The organism is Pseudomonas sp. NPDC087814 (assembly GCF_044742865.1).
Classification (GTDB): Bacteria; Pseudomonadota; Gammaproteobacteria; order Pseudomonadales; family Pseudomonadaceae; genus Aquipseudomonas.
Genome location: NZ_JBIUVK010000003.1, coordinates 222054 through 234435, shown reverse-complemented (window position 1 = coordinate 234435; position 12382 = coordinate 222054). Strand labels below are relative to the sequence as shown.

Genomic DNA, 12382 nt, shown 5'->3' with positions numbered 1-12382 from the left:
CGACCCGCCGGCGAACGCAGCACCCGCGCAGGTAAAGAATGGGTAAAGCGTGACGGCACGATGGCCCTCTTCGCGGGTCTTTGTTTTATCAAAGCCGGAAAAATTTCAAGGAGACGCCTGTGAGCATCAGAGACAATCCCGAGGACTATCAGGATCTCAAGCGGGCCGTCGGTTTGCTGGAGTCACCCTCCCTGACGGCCAGGCTGTCCGGCATGATCGGCTCCCCGATTGAAAGCGCGGTAAAGGCATTGCCGGGGGTGGTTTCCAAACGGATCAATGGCGCGGTGGCGGCAGCGCTGCATTCATCCGCCGGCGCGGCGCTGAAAAGCCTGGACAACAGTCCGAGAAAACCGGCCTCGACCCGGCTGCACAAGGCTTTTGCGGCCACCTCGGGCGCCATCGGCGGGGCCTTCGGTTTCGCGGCGCTGTTTATCGAGCTGCCGATCTCCACCACCATCATGATGCGCGCGGTCGCCGACGTGGCGCGCAGCGAGGGTTTCGACCTGGGGGACTTTTCGACCAAACAAGCCTGCATCGAGGTGTTTGCCATGGGTGGCACCAGCCAGGCCGACGATGCAACGGAGACCGGTTACTACATGACCCGCAGCTTCACCACCCAGGCCATGCAACAACTGTCCAAGGAGCTGGCGGGGATCGCCGCCAAGCAAGGCTCCAAGGCCATCAGCAGCTTGTCCCCGGGCCAAGCCGGGAAATGGCTGGCGATCCTCATCGATAAAGTCGCGACACGTTTTGGCTTTACCATTTCCAGCAAGTTCGCAGCCCAGGCCGTTCCGGTGATGGGCGCCTTTACCGGGGCGACGATCAATACGCTGTTCACCCACTTCTACCAGGACATGGCGCGGGGGCACTTCATCGTGAAACGGCTGGAAGAGAAATATGGTTTTGAGCCCATCAAGGATGCGTACATGGCCATCAAGGCGGCGCCCCGGGTGAACTAAAAGCGCGGAAATGCCGGAAAAATTTTTAATGCCGTGCATCCACTTCGCTGCCCCGCGCGTACATTCATCCGCAGGGCGCAAGAATTAGGGAGATACGCAGGAAGAGATCACCCGGACGCCATACCCTTGAGCTATCTGATGAATAGAAAAACAACATCATAATGATGGCACTGTCTGATACCTTGTTGTACGAACATAACCACTTTGAGGATTGTCATGGGCGAAGGCGCTCCTATTCCGCCGAATGAAATTGAACGGCTAAAAGAGGTCGCGAAATTTTGTCCAACCGACAGCGATAGTGATGATGTATTTGAAAAGATCGTCGAGATGGCGTCTGCCTATTACAACGCCCCCATCGCACTGATTTCAATTGTCGATAAACACCGGCAATGGTTCAGGGCACGCGTGGGAATTACAGAAACGCAGACACCGCGAGAAGTGTCTTTTTGCGCCTACTCTACCCTGGACAACGCCCTGCTGGAGGTGTCGGACGCAACGCTGGATGCCCGCTTCAAAGACAATCCCCTGGTCACGGGGCCGCCGCATATTCGTTATTACGCGGGCGCGCCATTGATCACGGAGGATGGCTTTACCCTGGGAAGTCTCTGCATCATTGATACTGTCCCCCGCCCTCCCATGAGCGAGCGTGACAGTGCAATGCTCAACGACTTTGCCGAGCTGGTCATGATGCGCATACAGGGCATGCGGTCCCGCAACTTCGTAGACCAACCGACGGGGCTATTCAATCGACTCAGGCTTGAGGAAGATATACGTCAAGCGCTTAAGCTTGAAAACGCGTGCCATGTGTACGCAGTTGACATTATCTCGCCAAAATTTCTCAACGATATTGTAAAGGCCCTGGGCTACAGCTTTGCCGGAGACCTGGTTCTGGCGATCAAATCTCGCCTGCAAAACCTGTTACCCGCGCAGTGCCTGCTTTACAAAATCAGCCCGACGCGGTTTGGCTTCATCCTTGAGGAGAATCAAACCACCGAGCACATCTGCGAAAGTATTCTCAAGGACTTCAAAAAGCCTGTTGAATGCCACGGCATCCCCATCCTCATGCAAGTCGGGATTGGCGTGCTGCCCATTCACCACTCCGGCCAGCAAGACTGGCTGCGCCTGCTGGTGAGTGCGGCAGATGAGGCGCGTGACCGCAAGCTGGGCTGGTCTCTTTATGAACCCCAGTTTGATGCAGCTCAACAACGCGCGTTCATGTTGTTGAGTTCGTTGCCGGAAGCGGTCAGCTGCGACAAACAGTTCAGCCTGGTGTATCAGCCCAAAGTCAAACTGCCCTCGGGAAGCTGTGATTCGGTAGAGGCATTGCTACGCTGGACCCATCCGTTGCTTGGCCCCATCAGCCCTGCCGAGTTCATCCCCCTGGCCGAAAAAACCGCGTTGATACCGTCCGTTGGATTATGGGTGCTCAACGCAATCATCCGGCAAGCCGCAGCCTGGAAAGCACAAGGCGTGCGCCTGCGAATAGCGATGAACATTACCGTCAGCGATCTGGAAAGCTCCGAGTTCGTGGACGCGATGATTCATGAGCTTCACCGGCACGACCTTGACCCTGCCGACTTTGAACTTGAGTTTACCGAAAGCATGTTGATGACCAACCCTGAGGAAGTCATCCGGCAACTGCAGCGCGTTCGGCAGATTGGCATAGAGGTCGCGGTTGATGATTTCGGCACGGGCTACAGTAACTGGGCGTACCTGAAGGAACTGCCGGCCACTACCGTCAAGCTGGATCAATCATTGATCAGCGGGCTGGGCAGCAATCAAAATGACAAGCAGTTGGTTAAAACCCTGATAGGCCTGGCGAAAGGGCTCGGCTACCGAGTCGTTGCCGAAGGCGTAGAAAACCAGGAAATCCTCGACCTCTTGATACAGTGGGGATGTTCCGAAGCGCAGGGCTACCTGATAGCAAAGCCCATGACCGCAACGGACCTGGAAACCTGGATAAGCCCAGGCCGCTAGCGAACAGGCCCACAGCGTGGGCCTGTAAACGTCAGGCGCCAGTGTCAGGCCAGTTCAAAGCGATCCAGATTCATCACCTTGGTCCAGGCCGCCACGAAGTCCTCGACGAACTTTTCCTCGGCGTCGGCACTGCCATAGACCTCGGACAGCGCCCTCAACTGGGCATGCGAACCGAACACCAGGTCGACCCGGGTGCCCGTCCACTTGACGGCACCGGTCTTGCGGTCATGCGCCTCAAAGGTATCGTGGGTGCCGGTGACTGGCTTCCATTCAACGCCCATGTCCAGCAGGTTCCTGAAGAAGTCATTGGTCAGGGTTCCCGGGCGCTCGGTGAACACCCCGTGCTTGCTTTCCCCGACATTGATACCCAAGACCCGCAGTCCGCCCAACAGCACCGTCATTTCGGGTGCGGTCAATGTCAGCAGTTGCGCCTTGTCGATCAGCAACGCTTCGGCCGACACCTTGTAGTGCCCCTTCTGGTAGTTGCGAAAGCCATCGGCGACCGGTTCAAGGAAACCGAACGAATCGACATCCGTCTGCTCCTGGGAAGCATCCGTGCGCCCTGCCGTGAAAGGCACCGTGGTCTGGCGGCCGGCATTTTTGGCCGCCAGCTCAACCCCCACACTGCCCGCCAGCACGATCAGATCGGCCAGGGAAATCCTTTTGCCTCCCGTCTGTGCGGTATTGAAGTCGCCCTGAATAGCTTCGAGACGCTTCAGTACGCCCGACAGTTGCTCAGGCTGGTTGACCGCCCAGTCCTTCTGCGGAGCCAGGCGCAGGCGCCCGCCATTGGCTCCCCCGCGTTTATCGGAGCCGCGGAAGGTGGACGCCGCTGCCCATGCCGTCGAAACCAGCTGCGAGACCGTCAGCCCGGCGGCGAGAATCTTTTGCTTGAGCGCCGCCACATCCTGCTCATCCACCAGTGGATGATCGACCGCAGGAATCGGGTCCTGCCACAGCAACTCTTCCGCGGGGGTTTCCGGGCCGAGATAACGCGCAAGCGGGCCCATGTCGCGGTGGGTAAGCTTGAACCAGGCACGGGCAAAGGCGTCTGCCAGTTGGTCCGGGTTGGCCAGGAAACGTCGGGAGATCTGTTCGTACGCCGGATCGAAACGCAGCGCCAGGTCCGAGGTCAGCATGCTCGGCGCATGCCGCCTGCCGGCATCATGGGCATCCGGAACCTTGCCGGCGCCGGCACCGTTCTTCGGTGTCCACTGATGGGCGCCCGCCGGGCTCCTGGTCAGTTCCCATTCAAAGCCGAAGAGGTTTTCGAGGTACTCATTGCTCCATCTTGTCGGCGTCGAAGTCCAGGTCACCTCCAGCCCGCTGGTGATGGTGTCACCGCCCTTGCCGCTGCCGAAGCTGTTTTTCCAGCCCAGCCCCTGCTCTTCCAGGCCAGCCGCTTCCGGTTCCGGGCCGACGTTATCCGCCGGACCTGCGCCGTGGGTCTTGCCGAAGGCGTGACCGCCGGCGATCAGGGCTACGGTCTCTTCGTCATTCATCGCCATGCGACCGAAGGTTTCACGGATATCCTTCGCCGAGGCGACCGGATCCGGAACACCTTCAGGCCCTTCCGGGTTCACGTAGATCAAGCCCATCTGCACAGCGGCGAGGGGATTTTCCAGGTTGCGCTCACCGCCTCCGGTGCGACTTTCTTCGTTGCCATGGTTCTGTGGTTCAGCCACCAACGGACCATCACCCGGCTGCTGCATTTTCTTTTGCACGCCGTAACGCTCTTCTCCGCCCAGCCACGTGGTCTCGGCGCCCCAGTAAACGTCCTCGTCCGGCTCCCAGACATCCGGGCGACCGCCGGAGAACCCGAAGGTCTTGAACCCCATCGACTCCAGCGCGACGTTACCGGTGAGTACGATCAAATCGGCCCAGGAAATCCGCCGGCCGTACTTTTGCTTGACCGGCCAGATCAGGCGACGGGCCTTATCCAGGCTGACGTTGTCAGGCCAGCTGTTGAGCGGTGCAAAGCGCTGCTGACCGGAACCGGCACCGCCGCGACCGTCGGCGGTACGGTAGGTGCCGGCGCTGTGCCAGGCCATGCGAATGAACAGCGGGCCGTAATGGCCAAAGTCCGCCGGCCACCAGTCCTGGGATTGCGTCATGACATCGCGCAAATCCTGCTTGACCGCTTCAAAGTCAAGGCTCTGGAACGCCTTGGCGTAATCGAAGCCCTCACCCATAGGGTCGCTGAGGGAGGAATGCTGATGCAGGATCTTCAGATTCAGTTGCTGGGGCCACCAGTCTCGGTTCGTGGTGCCGCCACCCGCAGCGTGGTTGAAAGGGCATTTCGATTCAGTTGACATGCTTGGCACACCTTTTAGTGACGTTTTCAAAGATTAGCCTCGTTCGCAGAAAACTCTAATAGCTGCAACGTTATCCCCTGATAGACCTGTTCTTGGGATTGAAAGCCGTCCTGGGGCCCCGCCCTGCATAAGAGCCACTGGGATCTCAAGACCAGAAAAAGCCATCCGCTCGACCTTTTATCGCGCGAACCCATCTTCAGTTTGCTTGCAGCTCTTGCGCTTGCGGTATTATGGTATACCATCATACACAAACCAATAAGCACCCAGGTGGAGCAGCCATGAGTTTTGAAATCCGCAAGATCGTCAGCTATGTAGAAGAAACCTTTATTGAAGGCGGCAAGGCCTCCGACACGCCAGTGACTATGGTGGGCCTGGCTGTCGTCCTGAAAAACCCGTGGCTGGGTCGCGGTTTTGTCGAAGACCTGAAACCGGAAATCCGTGCCAACTGCTCGGATCTCGGCGCACTGATGGTGGAGCGCCTGATTGGCATTATCGGTGGTGCAGACAACATCGAAGCCTATGGCAAGGCCGCCGTGGTCGGTGCCGACGGTGAAATCGAACACGCCTCGGCAATCATCCATACCCTGCGCTTTGGCAACCACTACCGCGAAGCGGTCAAGGCCAAGAGCTACCTGAGTTTTACCAACAAGCGCGGTGGCCCGGGCACATCGATTCAAATCCCGATGATGCACAAGGATGACGAAGGGCTGCGCTCGCACTACATCACCTTGGAAATGCAGATAGAAGATTCCCCGCGTGCCGACGAGATCGTGGTGGTCCTTGGGTGCGCCGACGGCGGCCGCCTGCACCCACGCATCGGCAACCGTTACATCGACCTGGAAGAGCTGGCAGCCGAGAAAGCCCAGTAAGCAAGACCGGTCACCCAAACAAAAAACATGCAGGAGCGCTCCATGATTCAGCTCACCGCTGATCGCACCCCGGCTGGCACCAGTTATCTGGCGACCGGCCAAGGCCAGCCTGTGGTTTTGATCCACGGCGTGGGCCTGAATAAAGAAATGTGGGGCGGGCAAGTCGTTGGCCTGGCCACGAATTATCGCGTGATCACCTATGACATGCTGGGCCATGGCGCCAGCCCACGCCCGGCTGCCGGCACCCCGCTGCTGGGGTATGCCGACCAGTTGCTGGAACTGCTCGACCACCTGCAACTGCCTCAGGCAACGGTGATCGGGTTTTCCATGGGCGGCCTGGTTGCGCGGGCGTTTGCCTTGCATTACCCCGAACGCCTGCAAGGCCTGGTGGTGCTCAACAGTGTGTTCAACCGCAGCGCCGAACAGCGTGCCGGGGTGATCGCACGCACTGCCCAGGCCGCCGAGCATGGCCCGGATGCGAATGCCGAAGCCGCGCTGTCACGCTGGTTCAGCCGCGAGTACCAGGCAGCCAATCCAGCGCAGATCGCTGCGCTGCGTGAAACCCTGGCGGGCAACGACCCCCAGGGCTACCTCACCACGTACGAGCTGTTCGCGACCCAGGACATGTACCGCGCCGACGACCTTAAGGGTTTGCGCACGCCGACCCTGGTCGCCACCGGTGAACTCGACCCGGGCTCGACCCCGGAGATGGCCCGGCAACTGGCCGATCGCATTCCCGGTGCGACGGTTGCAGTGCTGGCCGAGCAACGGCATATGATGCCAGTGGAATCGCCGCGGCTGGTCAACCAACTGCTGCTGGGCTTTCTTGACACGGTGTACACCCAAAAAAATCCAATAAAGGGGATCGTTGCATGACACTCGCACGCTTCCAGATGTGCATCGGCGGTGAATGGGTCGATGCCCTGTCCGGCAAGACTTTCGACAGCCTCAACCCGGCCCTGGCCGAACCCTGGGCGCAACTGCCCGACGCCGACGAGACGGATGTGGAGCGCGCCGTGCAGGCCGCGCAAAGCGCCTTCGACAGCCCGGCCTGGCGTGGCCTCACTGCTACCGCGCGGGGCAAACTGCTGCGCCGCCTGGGAGATTTGATTGCCGAAAACAAGGAACAACTGGCACAGCTCGAAAGCCGCGACAATGGCAAGCTGATCCGCGAGACACGCGGTCAGGTCAGTTACCTGCCGGAGTTCTTCCATTACACGGCAGGCCTGGCCGACAAGCTTGAGGGCGGCACCCTGCCGCTGGACAAGCCGGACCTCTTCGCCTACACCGTGCACGAAGCCATGGGCGTGGTGGCCGCGATCATTCCATGGAACAGCCCGCTGTACTTGACCGCGATCAAACTCGCGCCGGCCCTGGCAGCGGGTAATACCATCGTGATCAAACCGTCGGAGCACGCCTCGGCGACCATCCTCGAACTGGCGCGCCTGGCCCTGGAGGCTGGCATTCCGCCGGGCGTGGTCAATGTGGTGACTGGCTACGGCCCAAGCACCGGCGCCGCCCTCACCCGCCACCCTTTGGTGCGCAAGATCGCCTTTACCGGCGGCGCAGCCACGGCGCGGCACGTAGTACGCAGCAGCGCCGAGAACTTCGCCAAGCTGTCGCTGGAACTGGGCGGCAAGTCACCGAACATCATCTTTGCCGATGCCGACCTCGACAGCGCCATCAATGGTGCGATTGCCGGGATATACGCGGCGTCGGGGCAAAGCTGTGTGTCTGGCTCGCGCCTGCTGGTGCAGGATGAAATCTACGACGAATTCGTCGAGCGCCTGGTAGAGCGCGCCAAACGCATTCGCATCGGCAACCCGCAGGACGACGCCAGTGAAATGGGCCCCATGGCCACCGCACAGCAACTGGCCGTGGTCGAAGGCCTGGTGGCGGATGCCATCGCTGAAGGTGCGCGCCTGCGTACCGGTGGCAAGCGTCCGCAGAACCTGGGCGAAGGCTGGTTCTATGAGCCGACCCTGTTCGAGTGCGACCGCAACTCGATGAAGATCATGCAGGAAGAAGTGTTCGGCCCGGTGGCCTCGGTCATCCGTTTCAAGGACGAAGCCGAAGCCCTGGCCATCGCCAACGACTCTCAGTTCGGCCTCGCCGCCGGCATCTGGACCCGCGACCTCGGTCGTGCCCACCGCCTGGCCCGCGACGTGCGTTCGGGGATTATCTGGGTCAACACCTACCGCGCCGTCTCGGCCATGGCGCCCATTGGCGGCTTCAAGAACAGCGGCTATGGACGTGAAAGTGGCATCGATTCGGTACTGGCTTACACCGAGCTGAAGACGGTGTGGATCAACCTTTCCCAGGCGCCCATGCCTGATCCTTTTGTGATGCGTTAAGAGACCCCGACCATGATCGAACCCGGCATTTACAAAGACGTCATGAGTTCATTCCCGTCCGGGGTGACGGTCGTCACTACCCTCGACCCGGATGGCGGCATCGTCGGCATCACCGCCAGCGCATTCAGTGCGCTGTCGATCGACCCGGCACTGGTCCTGTTCTGCCCCAACTATGCATCGGAGACCTATCCGATCCTGCGCGACAGCAAGCGCTTTGCGATTCATTTGCTGTCCGCCGACCAGACCGCCGAAGCCTATGCCTTTGCCAGCAAGGGCAAGGAAAAGGCCAAGGGCATCGAGTGGCACTTGAGCGAACTGGGCAATCCGCTGCTGGCCAAGGCCACGGCGATCATCGAGTGCGAATTGTGGCGCGAATACGACGGTGGCGATCACGCGATCATCGTCGGAGCGGTGAAAAACCTGATCCTGCCCGAGCAACCGGTCACACCGATGATCTACCACAAGGGCAAGCTGGGCCCGCTGCCCACCCTGGCCTGAGGAGCTGATTGATGAGCGACGACAAGTACCAACGGGGCCTGAAAATCCGTACGCAAGTGCTGGGCGAAGCCTATGTGCAACGTTCGATCGAGAACGCCGACGACTTCACTCGCCCCCTGCAGGAGATGGTCACCGAATACTGCTGGGGCCATGTGTGGGGCCGTGAGGGTTTGTCGCTTAAAGAACGCAGCATGATAAACTTGGCGATGATTTCGGCCCTCAATCGGCCCCATGAACTCAAGCTGCACGTGCGCGGCGCCTTGCGTAACGGGCTGAGTCGTGAACAAATACGCGAAATTCTGCTTCAGGTCGGCATTTATTGCGGGGTTCCCGCCGCCGTGGACAGTTTCCGACTGGCCCGTGAAGCCTTCGCCGAAACCGACGCCGAGGCCTCCAGTTAACCGCAACATTCAGAGCAGCCCCCATGAAACGCCTGCCACTCGACGACAGCTTCAAGGTCAATCACAACCCGGTCACCCTGCGCGAAATCGTGCTGGCAAAACTGCGCAGCGCCATCATGAACTTCCAACTGCTGCCGGGTGACCGCCTGGTGGAACGCGACCTTTGCGACCGCCTCGGCGTCAGCCGCACCTCGGTGCGCGAAGCCTTGCGCCACCTGGAGTCCGAAGGCCTGGTGGAGTTCGCCGATGCCAAGGGCCCGCAAGTGGCGATCATCACCCTGGCCGATGCCGTCGACATCTATGAACTGCGTTGCGTGCTCGAAGGCTTGATCGTGCAGTTGTTCACCCTGCGCGCCAAGGCCAAGGACATCAAGGCACTGGAAAAAGCCCTCGAGGAAAACCGCAAGGCCCTCAAGGACGGTGAGCTGCAACAGGTCATTGATTCGGTACAAGGATTCTACGACGTGTTGCTCGAAGGCTCCGGCAACCACGTGGCGGCCACCCAACTGCGTCAGTTGCAGGCACGTATCAGCTACTTGCGCGCGACCTCGGTATCCCAGGAAAACCGTCGCGGTACCAGCAACCAGGAAATGGAGCGTATGGTCCAGGCGATCAAGAGCGGCGACCCGCTCGCCGCCCACCAGGCCTGTGTCGACCACGTGCGCGCCGCCGCCGCCGTGGCCCTGGATTACCTCAAGCGCAAGCAGGAAGAGACCGGCAAGATCCCCGAGATCACACTGCCCATCGCCCTCAAAGAACCGCGCATAGGTCACTGACCATGCCCAGCCCCAGTTTTTGCCCGACATGTGGCAGCAGTGACCTCGGTCACCAGCTGCCACCGGGTGATACCCATGAGCGCCTGATGTGCCGGGGCTGCGGCTACATCCACTACATCAACCCGAAGATTATCGCCGGCTGCATCATCGAGCAGGACGGCAAATATCTGCTTTGCCAGCGGGCCATCCCGCCGCGTCCTGGCACCTGGACGCTGCCGGCCGGCTTCATGGAAGGTGGCGAAACCACTGAACAGGCCGCACTACGCGAAGTCTGGGAAGAAAGCGGCGTACGCGCGGAGATCCTCTCGCCCTACTCGATTTTCAGCGTGCCGAAGATCAGCGAGGTGTACATCATCTTCCGCGCCATCGCGCTGCATATCACCGGCCAGTTCGGGCCGGAGACCCTCGACTACAAGTTCTTCGCGCCCGAGGACATTCCCTGGGATAGCATCTACTACCCGGCGATCCGGCAGATCCTCGAGCGTTATATCGAGGAACGCCAGGCTGGGGTGTATGGCATCTACATCGGTAACGACGACAGCGGCAAGATTCACTTCATCCGCTGATCGTCAGACCCGACACGGATCAAAAATGTGGTGTATGCCTGATACCCCTAAGGCACCAGCCCTTCCACGATGATGATCTGCGCCTCGCCCGCCCCTTCACGACGCGCCTTTGCCTCCTGATACTCCGCAGACTCATAACAGGCCAGCGCCTGCTCGTAGCTGTCGAACTCGATCACCACATTACGTTGCCTGGCAGGCCCGCCTTCCATCGCGGCGCTGCGCCCGCCCCTGGCCAGGAAGCGCCCGCCAAACTTCGCGAAGGCCGCAGGCGCGCGCTGGGTGTACTGCGTGTACTGCTCTGCATCGGACACATTTACATGGGCAATCCAGTAAGCCTTCATCGTGACATCCTCTTGCTTGGTTTTGTGGTATACCATAATACATACAACCAATAAATCGAGCAGCCACCATGTCTTTCAACAACATCGCAGACATCATCGAAGACTACCGCCAAGGCAAAATGGTGCTCCTGGTGGACGACGAGGATCGGGAGAACGAAGGCGACCTGTTGCTGCCCGCGGTGTGCTGCACCGCCGAGACTATCAGCTTCATGGCCCGGGAAGCGCGTGGCCTGATTTGCCTGACCCTCACCGACGAACACTGCCAGCGCCTCGGCCTGCAGCAGATGGTGCCGAGCAATGGCAGCGTGTTCAGCACCGCGTTTACCGTGTCCATCGAAGCCGCCACCGGCGTGACCACCGGCATCTCCGCCGCCGACCGGGCGCGCACGGTGGCCGCGGCCGTGAATGCCGATGCGGGGCCGGCCGACATCGTGCAACCGGGGCATATTTTCCCGTTGCGCGCCAAGGATGGCGGCGTGTTGACGCGCGCCGGGCACACCGAAGCCGGTTGCGACCTGGCGCGCCTGGCCGGGCACACACCAGCCTCGGTGATCGTCGAAGTGATGAACGATGACGGCACCATGGCACGTCGCCCTGACCTTGAGGTGTTCGCGCACAAGCATGGGATCAAGATCGGCACCATCGCCGATCTGATCCACTACCGCCTCAGTACCGAGCGCACCGTAGTGCGCATCGGCGAGCGCGACCTGCCCACAGTGCACGGCACGTTCCGCCTGATCACCTTTGAGGACCGCATTGATGGCGGCGTGCACATGGCGATGGTCATGGGGCAGTTACACCGCGACACGCCCGCCCTGGTGCGCGTGCACGTGATCGACCCGCTGCGCGACCTGGTGGGCGCCGAGTATAGCGGCCCCTCCAACTGGACCTTATGGGCCGCCCTGCAACGCGTCGCGGCAGAAGGCAGCGGCGTGGTGGTGGTGCTGGCCAATCATGAATCCTCCCAGGCCCTGCTCGAACGCGTCCCGCAGTTGACCCAGACGCCGCGCCAGTTCAGCCGTTCGCAGTCGCGGATCTATTCGGAAGTCGGCACCGGCGCGCAGATATTGCAGGACCTTGGCGTCTGCAAGCTGCGCCACCTTGGCCCTCCGCTGAAATACGCCGGGCTGACAGGCTACGACCTGGAGGTGGTGGAAAGCATTCCGTTCACCGAATGACGGATAACCGGTAAGGCAAAGTGCTTGCACAAAGCTTGGAATACCATAATATGATATTCCATCGACCGAGTACTTTTGCCAAGTGCGCATGCCAGGGATAGCGCCAGTAACAAGCCTTGGTACGGTCGACTTTTGAGGCTTCGCAATA

12 protein-coding genes are annotated in these 12382 nt (G+C 60.4%); 10 read left to right on the top strand and 2 right to left on the bottom strand.

What is annotated here, in order from left to right:
* The first annotated feature begins 119 nt into the window (after positions 1–119).
* A complete protein-coding gene (locus ACIOMR_RS04430; protein ID WP_003208925.1) occupies positions 120–959 on the top strand; it encodes an EcsC family protein in 840 nt (279 codons plus the stop codon).
* A 216-nt stretch (positions 960–1175) separates the two neighbouring features.
* Positions 1176–2936, top strand: coding sequence for an EAL domain-containing protein (locus tag ACIOMR_RS04425; RefSeq protein ID WP_008436073.1), 1761 nt, complete (start codon positions 1176–1178; stop codon positions 2934–2936).
* A gap of 44 nt (positions 2937–2980) precedes the next feature.
* On the opposite strand, the gene katG is transcribed toward ACIOMR_RS04425, so the two are convergent.
* Positions 2981–5251, bottom strand: a complete 2271-nt coding sequence (gene katG / locus ACIOMR_RS04420; protein ID WP_401192458.1) for a catalase/peroxidase HPI — start codon at positions 5249–5251, stop codon at positions 2981–2983.
* Between the two features lie 278 nt (positions 5252–5529).
* Here katG and ACIOMR_RS04415 point away from each other — a divergent pair, with 278 nt between their 5' ends.
* Genes ACIOMR_RS04415 through ACIOMR_RS04385 form a run of 7 tightly spaced genes read left to right on the top strand, consistent with a single transcriptional unit; the run spans position 5530 to position 10715 of the window.
* Positions 5530–6120, top strand: coding sequence for an amino acid synthesis family protein (locus tag ACIOMR_RS04415; protein WP_087694298.1), 591 nt, complete (start codon positions 5530–5532; stop codon positions 6118–6120).
* A 42-nt stretch (positions 6121–6162) separates the two neighbouring features.
* Entirely contained in the window at positions 6163–6996 is an 834-nt protein-coding gene (locus tag ACIOMR_RS04410; protein ID WP_087694299.1) for an alpha/beta fold hydrolase, read from the top strand.
* Positions 6993–8474 carry an aldehyde dehydrogenase gene (locus tag ACIOMR_RS04405; protein ID WP_087694300.1) on the top strand — a complete coding sequence of 494 codons (1482 nt, stop codon included), beginning with the start codon at positions 6993–6995 and terminating at the stop codon, positions 8472–8474. Before ACIOMR_RS04410 ends, ACIOMR_RS04405 begins: the two co-directional genes overlap by 4 nt.
* Positions 8475–8486: 12 nt before the next feature.
* Positions 8487–8972: a flavin reductase family protein gene (locus tag ACIOMR_RS04400; protein ID WP_401192453.1), complete on the top strand. Its 486-nt coding sequence runs from the start codon at positions 8487–8489 to the stop codon at positions 8970–8972.
* A gap of 11 nt (positions 8973–8983) precedes the next feature.
* Positions 8984–9373 (top strand): carboxymuconolactone decarboxylase family protein, encoded by a 390-nt coding sequence (locus tag ACIOMR_RS04395; protein WP_087694301.1) that lies wholly within the window; start codon positions 8984–8986, stop codon positions 9371–9373.
* Positions 9374–9396: 23 nt separating this feature from the next.
* Entirely contained in the window at positions 9397–10149 is a 753-nt protein-coding gene (locus ACIOMR_RS04390) for a GntR family transcriptional regulator (protein ID WP_087694302.1), read from the top strand.
* 2 nt (positions 10150–10151) lie between these two features.
* Entirely contained in the window at positions 10152–10715 is a 564-nt protein-coding gene (locus tag ACIOMR_RS04385) for an NUDIX hydrolase (RefSeq protein ID WP_401192449.1), read from the top strand.
* A 47-nt stretch (positions 10716–10762) separates the two neighbouring features.
* Here the strand turns inward: ACIOMR_RS04385 and ACIOMR_RS04380 are convergent, their stop codons facing one another.
* Entirely contained in the window at positions 10763–11056 is a 294-nt protein-coding gene (locus tag ACIOMR_RS04380) for a DUF1330 domain-containing protein (RefSeq protein WP_087694313.1), read from the bottom strand.
* Positions 11057–11124: 68 nt separating this feature from the next.
* On the opposite strand from ACIOMR_RS04380, the gene ribBA reads away from it, so the two are divergent.
* Positions 11125–12234, top strand: coding sequence for a bifunctional 3,4-dihydroxy-2-butanone-4-phosphate synthase/GTP cyclohydrolase II (ribBA, locus tag ACIOMR_RS04375; RefSeq protein WP_087694304.1), 1110 nt, complete (start codon positions 11125–11127; stop codon positions 12232–12234).
* The last annotated feature ends 148 nt before the right edge of the window (positions 12235–12382 follow it).

Coding starts and splice junctions, on each gene's coding strand:
- ACIOMR_RS04425 (WP_008436073.1), top strand. CDS start 1,176: ATGGGCGAAGGCGCTCCTATTCCGCCGAATGAAATTGAACGGCTAAAA.
- katG (WP_401192458.1), bottom strand. CDS start 5,251: ATGTCAACTGAATCGAAATGCCCTTTCAACCACGCTGCGGGTGGCGGC.
- ACIOMR_RS04415 (WP_087694298.1), top strand. CDS start 5,530: ATGAGTTTTGAAATCCGCAAGATCGTCAGCTATGTAGAAGAAACCTTT.
- ACIOMR_RS04410 (WP_087694299.1), top strand. CDS start 6,163: ATGATTCAGCTCACCGCTGATCGCACCCCGGCTGGCACCAGTTATCTG.
- ACIOMR_RS04405 (WP_087694300.1), top strand. CDS start 6,993: ATGACACTCGCACGCTTCCAGATGTGCATCGGCGGTGAATGGGTCGAT.
- ACIOMR_RS04400 (WP_401192453.1), top strand. CDS start 8,487: ATGATCGAACCCGGCATTTACAAAGACGTCATGAGTTCATTCCCGTCC.
- ACIOMR_RS04395 (WP_087694301.1), top strand. CDS start 8,984: ATGAGCGACGACAAGTACCAACGGGGCCTGAAAATCCGTACGCAAGTG.
- ACIOMR_RS04390 (WP_087694302.1), top strand. CDS start 9,397: ATGAAACGCCTGCCACTCGACGACAGCTTCAAGGTCAATCACAACCCG.
- ACIOMR_RS04385 (WP_401192449.1), top strand. CDS start 10,152: ATGCCCAGCCCCAGTTTTTGCCCGACATGTGGCAGCAGTGACCTCGGT.
- ACIOMR_RS04380 (WP_087694313.1), bottom strand. CDS start 11,056: ATGAAGGCTTACTGGATTGCCCATGTAAATGTGTCCGATGCAGAGCAG.
- ribBA (WP_087694304.1), top strand. CDS start 11,125: ATGTCTTTCAACAACATCGCAGACATCATCGAAGACTACCGCCAAGGC.